Source organism: Hyphomicrobium sp., assembly GCF_019744875.1.
Lineage (GTDB): Bacteria > Pseudomonadota > Alphaproteobacteria > Rhizobiales > Hyphomicrobiaceae > Hyphomicrobium_C.
In genome coordinates, this window is record NZ_JAIETU010000005.1 from 663648 (window position 1) to 676238 (window position 12591).

10 protein-coding genes are annotated in these 12591 nt (G+C 63.6%); 8 read left to right on the plus strand and 2 right to left on the minus strand.

Translation table 11 applies throughout. The features are described from left to right. The first annotated feature begins 18 nt into the window (after nucleotides 1-18). From dld to K2Y42_RS13130, 5 genes are all read left to right on the plus strand, one after another. Nucleotides 19-1710, plus strand: a complete 1692-nt coding sequence (dld, locus tag K2Y42_RS13110) for a D-lactate dehydrogenase (protein WP_291153142.1) — start codon at nucleotides 19-21, stop codon at nucleotides 1708-1710. A 37-nt stretch (nucleotides 1711-1747) separates the two neighbouring features. Next, a complete protein-coding gene (aceE, locus tag K2Y42_RS13115) occupies nucleotides 1748-4432 on the plus strand; it encodes a pyruvate dehydrogenase (acetyl-transferring), homodimeric type (RefSeq protein WP_291153144.1) in 2685 nt (894 codons plus the stop codon). Between the two features lie 25 nt (nucleotides 4433-4457). Next, a complete protein-coding gene (locus K2Y42_RS13120) occupies nucleotides 4458-5750 on the plus strand; it encodes a 2-oxo acid dehydrogenase subunit E2 (RefSeq protein WP_291153147.1) in 1293 nt (430 codons plus the stop codon). A 9-nt stretch (nucleotides 5751-5759) separates the two neighbouring features. After that, entirely contained in the window at nucleotides 5760-7181 is a 1422-nt protein-coding gene (gene lpdA, locus K2Y42_RS13125; RefSeq protein WP_291153149.1) for a dihydrolipoyl dehydrogenase, read from the plus strand. 109 nt (nucleotides 7182-7290) lie between these two features. Continuing rightward, nucleotides 7291-7674: a DUF6157 family protein gene (locus K2Y42_RS13130; protein WP_291153152.1), complete on the plus strand. Its 384-nt coding sequence runs from the start codon at nucleotides 7291-7293 to the stop codon at nucleotides 7672-7674. Nucleotides 7675-7739: 65 nt separating this feature from the next. Here K2Y42_RS13130 and K2Y42_RS13135 read toward each other — a convergent pair whose 3' ends face one another. Together K2Y42_RS13135 and K2Y42_RS13140 are read right to left on the minus strand one after the other, a co-directional pair. Then, nucleotides 7740-9791, minus strand: coding sequence for a prolyl oligopeptidase family serine peptidase (locus tag K2Y42_RS13135; protein WP_291153153.1), 2052 nt, complete (start codon nucleotides 9789-9791; stop codon nucleotides 7740-7742). Between the two features lie 25 nt (nucleotides 9792-9816). Beyond that, entirely contained in the window at nucleotides 9817-10218 is a 402-nt protein-coding gene (locus K2Y42_RS13140) for a RidA family protein (protein ID WP_291153156.1), read from the minus strand. A 217-nt stretch (nucleotides 10219-10435) separates the two neighbouring features. On the opposite strand from K2Y42_RS13140, the gene K2Y42_RS13145 reads away from it, so the two are divergent. The 3 genes from K2Y42_RS13145 to K2Y42_RS13155 all read left to right on the plus strand — a co-directional run bounded on the left by K2Y42_RS13145 (nucleotide 10436) and on the right by K2Y42_RS13155 (nucleotide 12517). After that, a complete protein-coding gene (locus K2Y42_RS13145) occupies nucleotides 10436-10687 on the plus strand; it encodes a cytochrome c (RefSeq protein ID WP_291153159.1) in 252 nt (83 codons plus the stop codon). Between the two features lie 139 nt (nucleotides 10688-10826). After that, nucleotides 10827-11126: a DUF305 domain-containing protein gene (locus K2Y42_RS13150; protein WP_291153161.1), complete on the plus strand. Its 300-nt coding sequence runs from the start codon at nucleotides 10827-10829 to the stop codon at nucleotides 11124-11126. An 11-nt stretch (nucleotides 11127-11137) separates the two neighbouring features. Continuing rightward, on the plus strand, nucleotides 11138-12517 hold the full coding sequence (locus K2Y42_RS13155) for a YncE family protein (protein ID WP_291153163.1): 1380 nt from the start codon (nucleotides 11138-11140) through the stop codon (nucleotides 12515-12517). Nucleotides 12518-12591 lie beyond the last annotated feature (74 nt).

A 12591-nucleotide genomic window follows, 5' to 3' on the forward strand; every position in this document is an offset into this window, starting at 1 on the left:
GGCATCGGAAGTGACACTATGTCCGAAGACACGCAGGCGCTCGTCCGAAAACTCCGCGAAATTTGCGGACGGCGCTACGTTCTTGCCGACCAGAGCAAGATGCGGGCGTTCGCGACCGGATACCGCAGCGGACGCGGGTCCGCAGCGGCCGTCGTGCGTCCGGCGACGCTGATCGAGCAATGGCGTGTCCTGCAAGTCTGCGTTGCGGCGAAGGTCATTGTGATCATGCAGGGCGCAAACACCGGCCTGACGGGCGGCTCGACGCCGAACGGCGACTACGACCGGCCCGTCGTCATTCTCAACACCATGCGCATTCGCGGCATTCATCTCATCCGCGACGGCACGCAGGTCGTTTGCCTGCCGGGCGCCACGCTGCATGCTCTCGAGCGCAAATTGCGCCCCCTCGGGCGCGAGCCGCACTCCGTCATCGGGTCGTCCTGCATCGGCGCGTCCGTGCTCGGCGGCATTTGCAACAACTCAGGCGGCGCTCTGATCCGGCGCGGCCCCGCCTATACGGAACTCGCGCTTTTCGCGCGGCTTACCGGCTCGGGCCGGCTCGAACTCATCAATCATCTCGGCATTGCGCTGGAGGGCGACCCCGAGGAGATTCTGGCGTGCGTCGAAGCCGGCGACTTTCCCGATGAAGCCGTGCAAAGCGGCAATCGCGCCGCGTCCGACCGGCACTACGGGAACCATGTCCGGCAGATCGATGAGCCTTCTCCGGCGCGCTTCAATGCCGACGAGACGCGCCTGTTCGAGACCTCGGGCAGTGCCGGCAAGGTCGCCGTGTTCGCCGTGCGCTTGGATACGTTCGTTTCCGACACGAACACGGCGACGTTCTACATCGGCACCAACGATCCGGCCGAGCTGACGCAGTTGCGGCGGCACATGCTGGCGACGTTTCCGTCTCTGCCCATCGCGGCGGAGTACATTCACAAGGACGCCTTCGACATCGCCGAGGTCTACGGCAAGGATATGTTCCTTGCGATCCAGTATCTCGGCACCGATCGATTGCCGAGCTTCTTCTCGCTCAAGAACTGGGTCGACCGGACAGTCCGGCGGCTTCCGTTCGGACCGCAATTCCTGAGCGATCGTGTTCTGCAGGGCCTTTCGCGGCTGTTTCCGTCGCACCTGCCCGCGCGCATCAAACGATATCGCGGGCTCTTCGCGCATCATCTCATTCTGAAGGCCGGCCACGACGCCATCGCCGCGACGCGCCAGTACCTGGCCGACGTTCTTCCGTCCACGACGGGTGACGCGTTCGAATGCACGGAAGACGAGGCGCGCAAGGCTTTCCTGCACCGGTTCGCTGTTGCGGGCGCGGCCGTGCGCTACCGGGCCATCCACGCGCGCGATGTCGAGGATATCGTGGCGCTGGACATCGCGCTCCGGCGGAACGACCGCGACTGGTTCGAGCAGCTCCCGGACGCTCTTACGAAGCCGATCATCAGTTCTCTCTACTACGGGCATTTCTTCTGCCACGTCTTTCACCAGGACTACATCGTCGCGAAGGGGCACGACCCGGAGGAGCTTGAGGAACGCATGCTGGACCTGCTCGACGCGCGGGGCGCCCAGTATCCGGCGGAGCACAATGTCGGACATCTCTATCGCGCGAGACCCGCTCTCGCCGCGCACTACCGCGCACTCGACCCCTGCAACGCCTTCAATCCCGGCATCGGAAAGACCTCGAAATGCGCCCATTGGCAGTAGGTCCGGCACCAACCCATCAAGAAGGGACGCTTGTCTCATGACGCAAGAAGCGGCAGACCCCCAAAGCAGCCCATCGATGGATCGCGAAGCGCTCGAGTGGCAGGAAGCGATCGCGTCCGTCATTGCGTTCGAGGGCTCGCAACGGGCCGACGAGCTGCTCGGCAAGACCGTCGAGACGGCGCGCCGGGAGGGCGCGAAGCTCCCGTTCGCCGCGCACACGGCGTACTTCAACACCATTCCTCCGCAGCTCGAGCCGCCGCCTCCGGGCGATCGGGAGATCGAGCAACGCATCCGCAACGTCATTCGCTGGAATGCGCTCGCGCTGGTGCTCAATGCCAACAAGGAGAGCACCGAACTCGGCGGGCATCTGTCGAGCTATCAATCGGCGGCGACGCTCTACGAGACCGGCTTTTCGCATTTCTGGCGCGCGCCGACCGCGGAGCATGGCGGCGATCTCGTGTTCATCCAGGGCCATTCGTCGCCGGGAATCTATGCGCGCGCGTTTCTGGAGGGGCGGCTCTCGGAAGACCAGCTCCTGAAGTTCCGGCGTGAGGCCGAGGGCGGCGGTCTGTCGTCTTATCCGCATCCGTGGCTGATGCCGGACTTCTGGCAGTTTCCGACCGTCTCGATGGGGCTCGGGCCCCTGATGGCGATCTATCAGGCGCGGTTCCTGAAGTATCTGCACGACCGCGGTCTCGCCGACACATCCGAGCGCAAGGTCTGGGTGTTCTGCGGCGATGGCGAGATGGATGAGCCGGAGAGCCTTGGCGCGATTTCGCTCGCCGGGCGCGAACGGCTCGACAACCTGATCTTCGTCATCAACTGCAATCTGCAGCGCCTCGACGGCCCGGTGCGCGGCAACGGCAAGATCATTCAGGAGCTCGAAGCCAATTTCCGCGGCTCCGATTGGAACGTCATCAAGTGCATCTGGGGTTCGAACTGGGATGACCTTCTGAAGCGCGACGTCACGGGCCGTCTGCGGCAGGTGATGGAAGAGTGCAACGACGGCCAGTACCAGGATTTCAAAGCCAAGGACGGTGCGTACATCCGCAAGAACTTCTTCGGGCGCTATCCGGAGACGGCGCAGCTCGTGGCCGACTGGAGCGATGAGAAAATCTGGACGTTGACGCGGGGCGGCCATGACCAGCGCAAGGTTTACGCCGCGTACGCCGCGGCCGTCGCGCACAAGAACCAGCCGACCGTCATCCTCGCCAAGACCGTGAAGGGCTATGGCCTCGGCTCGGCCGGCGAGAGCCAGATGATCGCGCATCAGCAGAAGAAAGTGAACTTCGCGGACCTCAAGCGTTTCCGCGACCGCTTCTTCGTGCCGGTGCCCGACGACAAACTCGAAAGCCTGCCGCTGATCCGGTTTCCCGAAGGCACCGACGAGTACCAGTACCTGCAGGCGCAGCGTGCCGCACTCGGCGGGTATCTGCCGCAGCGGCGCCAGAAGAGCTCGACAGCGCTTACGCTGCCGCCCGCCTCCGCGTTCGACGCACAGATGAACGGTTCTGATGGCCGCGAAATCTCGACGACGATGGCGTTCGTCCAGCTTCTGACGAAGCTCATGCGCGACAAGGGGATCGGACGGCACATCGTCCCGATTGTTCCGGACGAAAGCCGCACGTTCGGCATGGAAGGCATGTTCCGGACGTTCGGCATCTACAGCCAGGTCGGACAGCTCTACCGGCCGGAAGACGCCGATCAGCTCATGTATTACCGTGAAGACCGCAATGGGCAGATCCTCGAAGAGGGCATCAACGAAGCGGGCGCGATGAGTTCGTGGATTGCGGCGGCGACGTCGTATTCGTCGTCTGACGTGCCGATGATCCCGTTCTTCATCTACTATTCGATGTTCGGCTTCCAGCGCATCGGCGATCTGGCGTGGGCGGCGGGCGACATGCGCTCGCGCGGGTTCCTCGTCGGCGGCACGGCCGGACGCACGACCCTCAATGGCGAGGGGCTGCAGCATCAAGACGGCCACAGCCTCTTGCTCTCGGCCACGATCCCGAACTGCATCTCCTACGATCCGGCCTACAGCTATGAAGTAGCCGTGATCGTGCGCCACGGCCTCAAACGCATGTTCGTCGACCAGGACGACGTGTTCTTCTATCTGACGGCGTACAACGAGAACTACGTCCATCCGGCGATGCCCGAGGGCGCCGAAGACGGCATCATCAAAGGCATGCACTTGGTGCGCCGCGCCGCAAACGTCGATGGCGTGCGCAAGGTGCAGCTTATGGGCTCCGGTGCCATCCTGCGCGAGATCATCGCCGCCGCGGACCTTTTGGAAGCGGACTTCGGCGTTGCAAGCGACATCTGGAGCGTGACGAGCTTTTCGGAACTGCGGCGTGAAGCGCTCGCTGCCGATCGTTGGAACATGCTGCATCCGGAAGAGCCGCCGAAAACTTCGTTCGTGACGTCCTCTCTCGCCGCGCGCGGCGACACGCCCGTGATCGCGTCGACCGACTTCATGAAGGCCAATGCCGATCAAGTCCGCGCCTGGGTGCCGGGAACATATCGCGTTCTGGGCACCGACGGATTTGGGCGGTCCGACTATCGCCGCACGTTGCGCAAACATTTCGAAATCGACCGCTACACGATCGTTGTTGCGTCTCTGTCGGCGCTGGCCGCCGAGAACAAGGTGCCGTCGTCACTCGCGACTGCAGCCATCCAGAAATACGGCATCGACCCGGACAGACCTGATCCGGAGCGGGCATGAGACATACCTTGGAAGGACACTGAACATGTCGCACATGGACGTGAGGGTGCCGGATATCGGCGACTTCAAAGACGTGCCCGTCATCGAGGTGCACGTTGCACCGGGCGACCGCGTGAGAGCCGACGATCCTCTCATCACGCTCGAGAGCGACAAGGCGGCGATGGAGATCCCGGCGCCGCAGGCCGGCGAGATCGCCGAACTTCTCGTCAAGGTTGGCGACAAGGTCGGGCGTGGCAGCATCATCATGCGGCTCACCGGAACTGGCGCAGGCACCGGCGCTGGCGCTGTTGCGCCGGCCCCGTCTGCCGCGCCGCCTTCCGAGCCGAACCAGGCGACGGCTCCGGCGCAAGCCAATCCGGATGCTCCGCCGGAACGGCATTTGCCGCCGGTTCCGAGCGAAGGCGCGGTTCCTTCGACGGTCGACTACTCGAACGTTCTCGCCGGGCCGTCGGTCCGGCGTCTCGCGCGTGAGCTCGATGTCGATATCACGAAGCTCAAAGGGACCGGCGACAAGGGCCGCGTCACCAAAGACGACGTCAAAGCGGCACTCGCCGGTCTTGCCGCGCCATCCGGCGGCCACACAGGCATTCCCGAAATTCCCGCGCAGGATTTCGCCAAGTACGGACCCATCGAGGTTCGCGCGATGTCGCGCCTGCGCCGTCTGTCAGGCCCGCACCTGCATCGCGCGTGGCTCAACGTTCCGCACGTCACGCACACCGATGAAGCCGACATCACGGCGCTTGAAGCCTACCGCAAGGAACTCGACGCGCAGGCCAAGGAGAAGGGCTACCGCGTAACGCTGCTCGCGTTCCTGCTCAAGACGAGCGTGCCGGTGTTGAAGGAGTTCCCGGAATTCAACGCGTCGCTGGCGCCGGAGCGCGATGCGCTGATCTACAAGCGCTACTTCAATATCGGTGTCGCCGTCGATACGCCTGATGGGCTCGTCGTGCCGGTCATCAAAGACGTCGATCGCAAGGGCATTCTCGAGCTTAGCCAGGACCTGGCGGCCGCCTCCGCGCGCATGCGCGAAGGAAAAATTTCGCCCGCCGATATCTCGGGCGGGACGTTTTCGATCTCCAGCCTCGGCGGTATTGGCGGCACCGCGTTCACGCCGATCGTCAACGCGCCGGAGGTCGCCATTCTCGGCGTGCCGCGCGCGGCCATCAAGCCGGTGTGGGATGGATCTGCCTTCCAGCCCAGGCTCGTGCTGCCGCTCTGCGTGTCCTACGATCATCGCGTGATCGACGGTGCGCTGGCCGCTCGCTTCACACGGCGCTTGGCGGAAATCCTGGGCGACGTCCGCCAACTGGCTCTGTGAGGAACACGAATGACCACGTTGGAACCGTTGTCCTGCGACGTAGCCGTGCTCGGCGCCGGTCCGGGCGGCTACGCAGCGGCCTTCCGCGCCGCCGACCTGGGCCTCAGCGTCATCATGATCGACAGCAATCCGACGCTCGGCGGCGTCTGCCTCAACGTCGGGTGCATTCCGTCGAAGGCGCTGTTGCATGTCGCGGCCGTGATCGATCAGGCGGCGGCGCTTGCCACGCACGGCGTCGCGTTTGACGCCCCGCGGATCGATCTCGCGAAACTGCGCGCCCACAAGGAAGCCGTCGTTTCGAAACTGACCACGGGCCTCGCCGCCATGGCACGCGGCCGCAAGGTCCGCACCCTTCAGGGTACTGGTCAGTTCAGCGACGCGCACCACTTTGAGGTGACTTCGGCCAACGGCGATGTGCAACGCGTTGGCTTCGAGCATGCGATCATCGCCGCAGGGTCTCATGCCATCCGGTTGCCGTTCATGCCGGACGATCCGCGCATCGTGGATTCGACCGGCGCTCTTGAGCTCACGAGCATTCCCAAGCGGCTGCTCGTCATCGGCGGCGGCATCATCGGCCTCGAGCTGGCAACGGTCTATTCGACGCTAGGCAGCCGCATCGACGTCGTCGAAGCGCTCGACGGGCTGGTGGCCGAGGCCGACCGCGACCTGGTGAAGATCTGGGAGAAGAAAAACGCGTCGCGCTTCGATCGGGTGCTTCTGAGTACGAAAGTCGTAGCGGCCGACGCGCAATCCAACGGTGTAAAAATCAGCTTCGACGGCGCGGCCGGCTTGCCGCCCGCAACCTACGATATGGTGCTCGTGGCCGTCGGGCGCGCGCCGAACGGTCGGCAGATCGCGGCCGGCAAAGCCGGCGTCAACGTCAACGACCGCGGGTTCATCACGACCGACAGCCAGATGCGCACCAATGTTCCGCACATCTTCGCGATCGGCGACATTGCGGGCAACCCGATGCTCGCGCACAAGGCCGCGCACGAGGGTCACGTGGCGGCCGAAGCCGCAGCCGGCAAGCCGAGCCATTTCGACGCGCGCCAAATTCCGTCCGTCGCCTACACCGATCCCGAAATCGCGTGGACCGGAAAAACCGAAGCCGCGCTCAAGAAGGACGGCATCGCCTATCGCAAAGCGATCTTCCCGTGGGCTGCTTCAGGGCGCGCCATCGCCAACGGACGCGATGAAGGGGCTACCAAATTACTGGTCGATGAGGAAACGGGTCGCGTTCTCGGCGGCGGCATCGTTGGCCAGCATGCGGGCGACCTGATCGGCGAGATCGGGCTCGCGATCGAACTCGGCGCCGAAGCGGACGATCTCGCGCTGACCATTCATCCGCATCCGACACTGTCCGAAACGGTCAGCATGGCAGCCCAGGTTTACGAGGGCGTGTGCACCGATCTGCCGCCGAAACGGTCATGAAGCAGACGCGTCAGGCGCTTCGAAGCGTCGGGACTGCGGCGCGCCCTTCTCTTTGCACGAATTCCCGCCTAAATACGCCTCCGACAGGATCGGCCGGCGGCGCGGAACCATGCACAGCACCAACTACGTCAACACTCTGATCACGGTATCGACCGATTGCCCCGTCGCGGTGGCAACGCCTCCCACCAAGGAGGGAACGATAGCTGAGCGGCAGTTCGCGAGGCTTTCCGCCGCCCCCTATGCCATGACCTCGGACGAGTTGCTGCTCGCCGTCGAGAATGACCGCAAGGGAGACGTAACCGCGGAGGAGTTCTTTGCAAAGCCGCTGGCCTGCCTGCGCGTTTCTCCGCTGGTCAAGAATCACGGCTATGGATTGCATCACGATGCGAAAAGCCGGGTCGCGCTCGTGCCGGTGGAAAGCGCGGCCTACAAACGGCTGATGTCCGACGCTTCGGTCAAGAAAAGCCCCGGAATGCGCAGCAAGCGGGGCTGACGCGCGCATCTCCGCGAAGCTCTCTCGTCAAGCGCGAGCGGCGATGTGGGACCTGGGCGTCGCTCTCAAGCGCCATGGGCCAAGCCGCTCCAATGCGCGGCGAACGCCAAAAGATCGGCCAGCTCGTCCAGCGCCTTCCCAATCGGCTTTCCGCCTCCGTGCCCTGCGCGCGTGTCGACCCGGAGGATGCGCGGCCGATGCCCGAGATCGTCGGCCTGAAGGGCTGCGACATACTTGAAACTGTGCGCGGGCACGACGCGGTCATCGGTGTCGGCGGTGGTCACGAGAATGGCCGGATAGGACGCCCCTGCGCGGACCGTGTGGCACGGTGAGTACGACAGCAAGTTGCGGAAATCGGCCTCTTTGCGCGGGTCGCCGTATTCCGAGGTCCAGTACTGCCCGTTCGTGAACTGGGCGAAGCGCAGCAAATCCAAAACTCCGACGCCGGGCAGCGCCGCCGCAAAGAGATCCGGCCGCTGGTTGACCACGGCTGCGACCAGAAGCCCACCGTTGGACTCGCCCTGGATCGCGAGCCCATCTGCCGACGCGATGCCCTCGCTCTTCAGATACTCGGCGGCGGCAATGAAATCGTCGAAGGTGTTCTGCTTGTTCGCGAGCCGTCCCGCGTCGTGCCAGGCTTTCCCGTATTCCCCGCCGCCGCGCAGGTTGGCAACCGCGTAAGCGCCGCCCGCTTCCACCCACGCGAGAACGGCGGGCGAATAATAAGGGACCATGCTGATGCCGAAGCCGCCGTAGCCGTAGAGGATGGTCGGCACCGGCGTCCGGATGTCCGCACGGCGCACGACAAACATCGGAATGCGCGTGCCGTCCTTCGAACGGTAGAAGCGCTGCTCAACGACGATCTGGTCGAGGTCGATCGCCACATCCGGCGCGGCCCAGACCGTGAGATGCCGGCCGGCGACCTCATAGCGGTAGATCGTTGTCGGTGCCTTGTGGCCAGTGAAGACGAAAAAGGCTTCGTCGTCGTCGGGGCGTCCGCGAAAACCGCCGGCGGTTCCGATGCCCGGGAGATCGATTGCTCCGTCCGGCGCGCCATCGAGACGATGGCGGCGGATTTCACTCTTGGCGTCGACCAGGTACGTCAAGAAAAGCCGCCCGCCGAGAAGAACGGCTTCGTTCAGCGTCCCGTCTTTCCGCTCCTCGACCAGATCTGAAAACTCCAGTTTGGACGCGGCGAGGTCGATTGTGACGATCTTGCCGCGCTCGGCGTTTTCGTCCGTCGCGAGAAAGATGCGCGTTCCCTGATTGCCGACAACGGACCAGTTGTGGTCGTAGCCTTGAACAAGGGGACGCGGCGTCCAGCTCGGATCCTCGAGGTCGATGATCGACAAGGCGTTGCCGCCGGCGCCGGGCGTGAAGGAAATCGTCGCGTAGCGCCCATCCGGAGTTACGCCGACGGTCTGAATGAGCAGTTGCCCATCCGGCGTCGCGTGGACAAGCCGGTCGGCGGCCTGCGGCGTGCCGAGCGCATGGAAATGGATGGAGTGCGCGGTCACCGGCGCTTCGAAGGCGTTCTCGCTCGGTGGCTCCGGATAGCGGGAGTAGAAAAATCCGGATCCGTCCCGCGTCCATGCAATGTTGGTGAAGCGCGCCCAAGCGATCTCGTCGGCAAGGACGTTGCCGCTCTCGACATCGAGAACACGGATGGTGCGCCAGTCCGTGCCGCCCTCCTGCTTGGCGAACGCGAGATATCGTCCGTCTTCACTGACGGCCCATTCCGCAAGCGCGGTGGCCCCATCTTCGGACCACGTGTTCGGATCGATCACGGTCCGGTCGGTGCCATCCACGCCGTCTCGCACGACGAGAACCGCCTGATTGTCGAGACCGGCGTTGCGCATGAAAAAGTAGCGCGTGCCGCGCTTTTCGGGAGCCGTGAGGCGGGCATGGTCGAAAAGCTCCGCCAGACGCTTGCGGAAGCGTTCGCGGCCCGGCAAAGCGGCCAGATGCGACCGTGCGAGGTCGTCCTGCGCGCGGACCCAATCGGCAACGTCCGGGTGGCTGCGCGCGTCTCCTTCCAGCCAGCGGTAGGGATCAGCGACGGCAATGCCGAAGTGCTCTTCCACGGTGTCGGTGCGCCGGGTCTCGGGGTAGATCACTATGGCTTCCTCGCAATTCTTCGGCTCATGCAATGATCGCGGTCACGCGAATCTCGATGCGCATGTCCGGCAATCCCAACGCCTCGACACCCAGCTGCGTCCAGATAGGCGCGTGGTTCGGCATATACTGCCTGTATAGTCTGGTCATCGTTTCGTTGACCTCAGGCGGGAAGCCGCCGACATGATACGAGTTGACGTGGACGACATGGTCCCAGCTCGCTCCTGCTGTCGCCAGGGTCCGCTCCAGATTTCGGAAGGCCTGTGCAATCTCGTCGCCCAGTTCTTTTGGAATCTGCAGATCGTCGTTCCAGCCGCCCTGGCCCGATGTCTCGACGCGATTTCCGATCTTCACCGCCTGCGAGTAGTGCAAGAGGTCCCTGAGTTTCGACCCGTATCCGGGGGTGACGAAGAACGTGGGTTTTTCCATGGCGATTGGCTCCAGCTCTATGAATAGAGCTGATCTATGAAGCGCGCTCGACGGTTTGTAGGACCGTCGGGACCTGTCATTTCCGCGTCCGGCGCAAGGCCACAATCAATCATTTCTGCTGATTGAACCGATACAAATAATCAATTTGAATTCTCTATCTGGCGATCCGATCTTCGTGTTCAGCCGGTTTGTCGATCGCGGCGCTGCCGTGACCCCCATGACCTTTCAATCCTTGAATGCCGACCTACCTACGGGCGACGCGGTCTTTTCCGGCCCCGGCTCAGACCCGGTCAACACCAACTGTCTCGCCTGTCATTCCGCTGAGATGGTGCTGACGCAGCCTGCGCTGCCTAAGGAGAAATGGGGTGAGGTCGTTCACAAGATGATCAACGTCTACAAGGCGCCGATCGATGAGAGCGATATCGACCCGATCGTCGCCTACCTCAGCGCGCTACCCACCAAACAATAGAAAGCGAAATATGAAGCTACAGTTCAGATCTCAATTTCGATCTCTGGCGGTTTGCCTTTCGGCATCGCTGATCGCAGGCCTGCTGGCGACTGCGGGCGCACGCGCTGCGGACGATCATCATGGGCATCACGCGCCTGATATGTCGCAACCGTTCGTGGCGTCATCCGATGTTCCGTTCGACAAGGCCATGGACGAAACGATGGCGCGCATGCATGCGGGGATGGCCGCCGCGAAGCCGACGGGCAATCCTGACCGTGACTTTCTCACCATGATGATCCCCCATCATCAGGGCGCCATCGACATGGCGAAAGTCATCCTGCTGCACACCAAAGACCCGGCCATGCGCAACCTCGCGCAATCGATCATCACCGAGCAGACCTCCGAGATCGAGCTGATGAACGGGATGCTCAAGGCATCGCCCGAAGCGACAAAGAAGTGACAGGAGACTAAATGCGCCGCGTTACAGCATTCGTTTTTGCGCTCGCTCTTCCCATGGCTGCCTCCGCCGAGCCGTCGACGCACGACCGCGTCTACACGGCCGACCAGAACAGCAACACCGTGTCCGTCATCGATCCATCGACGAACACGCTGCTCGCGCAAATCAAGCTCGGCAACCAGCGGCCCGACGTTTTGAGCCCGCTCTACAAGGGCCAGGTCAACGTGCACGGGCTCGGCTTCTCGCCGGATCACAAGACGCTGATCGCCATCTCCACGGTCACGAATTCCGCGACCTTCATCGACACGGCGACGAATGCCGTGAAGGGCATCGCCTACATCGGCCGCAACCCGCACGAGGGCTTCTTCACGCCGGACGGCAAGGAAGCCTGGATCGTCGTGCGCGGCGAAGACTATCTCGCCGTGATCGATCCCACGACCTTCCGGGAGACGGGACGCATCAAGACCACCAGCGGCCCCGGCATGGTGATGTTCTCCAAGGACGGCAAGCTGGCGTTCGTGGTGAACAGCTTCAATCCTGTTGTCGAAGTCATCGACGTTGCGACACGCAAGACCATCAAGACCATTCCGGTCGTGTCGCCGTTTTCGCCGTTTGTCCAGGTCGCTCCCGATGGGCGCGAGGTGTGGCTCACCCACAAGGATGTCGGCAAGGTGACGCGCATCGACACCTCGTCCTTGGAGGTCGTCGGCGTCATCGATACCGGACCGATCACCAACCATCTTGCCTTTGCGAAGTCGGGCGGCGCAACGCTCGGCTACGTCACCGTGGGTGGCGAGAACGCGGTCAAGGTCTACACGATGGACAAGGAGGCCAAGCTGGTCAAAACGATCCCCGTCGGCGCGCTGCCGCACGGCATCTGGCCCTCGGGGGATGGCTCTCGGGTTTACGTCGGCCTCGAGAATGGCGATGCGGTTGACGTCATCGATACCGCCTCGAACACGGTCATCGCCCACATTCTTTCCGGGCAGGCCCCGCAGGCGCTGGTCTACGTTTCGGACGCGGCTTCAGGAAGTGGGGATCCGAAGGCCAACCTCACGCCGCGCCCAGACACGCCCGAGAACGTGGCGCTGAAGCTCAAGGCGCCGGACGGCGCGGGTGCCGGCTACATCGTTTCGCGCAATGTGGGCCTCGTCGACATTCTGGAGATCGGCGTGCGCAAATTGAAGCCCGAGACCGCCTACAGCCTGTACTCGGCTGCGGCCGGCGAGGCGATCGCCATCGTCAAAACCGACAAGGCGGGCGCCGGCGTCGTCTCCGTCATCGGTCCGACGCGCAAAATCCGCCCCAAAGCGGCAAGCGAAGAAGCCCCGACGGACTACTGGCTCGCCGAGGGAGACGATCAAAACTCCAAGGCGCTCGTTCTGGTGCGCTAGTTTTGTCTGCTGGGCCCGGGGCGTGCGCCTCGGGCCTACTGCCTGAAAAGTCGACATAGGCGCCGGGCTTCGAC

What these genes read in the sequence shown, in the direction of transcription:
- dld (WP_291153142.1), top strand. Translation starts at nt 19, where the DNA reads ATGTCCGAAGACACGCAGGCGCTCGTCCGAAAACTCCGCGAAATTTGC.
- aceE (WP_291153144.1), top strand. Translation starts at nt 1,748, where the DNA reads ATGACGCAAGAAGCGGCAGACCCCCAAAGCAGCCCATCGATGGATCGC.
- K2Y42_RS13120 (WP_291153147.1), top strand. Translation starts at nt 4,458, where the DNA reads ATGTCGCACATGGACGTGAGGGTGCCGGATATCGGCGACTTCAAAGAC.
- lpdA (WP_291153149.1), top strand. Translation starts at nt 5,760, where the DNA reads ATGACCACGTTGGAACCGTTGTCCTGCGACGTAGCCGTGCTCGGCGCC.
- K2Y42_RS13130 (WP_291153152.1), top strand. Translation starts at nt 7,291, where the DNA reads ATGCACAGCACCAACTACGTCAACACTCTGATCACGGTATCGACCGAT.
- K2Y42_RS13140 (WP_291153156.1), bottom strand. Translation starts at nt 10,218, where the DNA reads ATGGAAAAACCCACGTTCTTCGTCACCCCCGGATACGGGTCGAAACTC.
- K2Y42_RS13145 (WP_291153159.1), top strand. Translation starts at nt 10,436, where the DNA reads ATGACCTTTCAATCCTTGAATGCCGACCTACCTACGGGCGACGCGGTC.
- K2Y42_RS13150 (WP_291153161.1), top strand. Translation starts at nt 10,827, where the DNA reads ATGTCGCAACCGTTCGTGGCGTCATCCGATGTTCCGTTCGACAAGGCC.
- K2Y42_RS13155 (WP_291153163.1), top strand. Translation starts at nt 11,138, where the DNA reads ATGCGCCGCGTTACAGCATTCGTTTTTGCGCTCGCTCTTCCCATGGCT.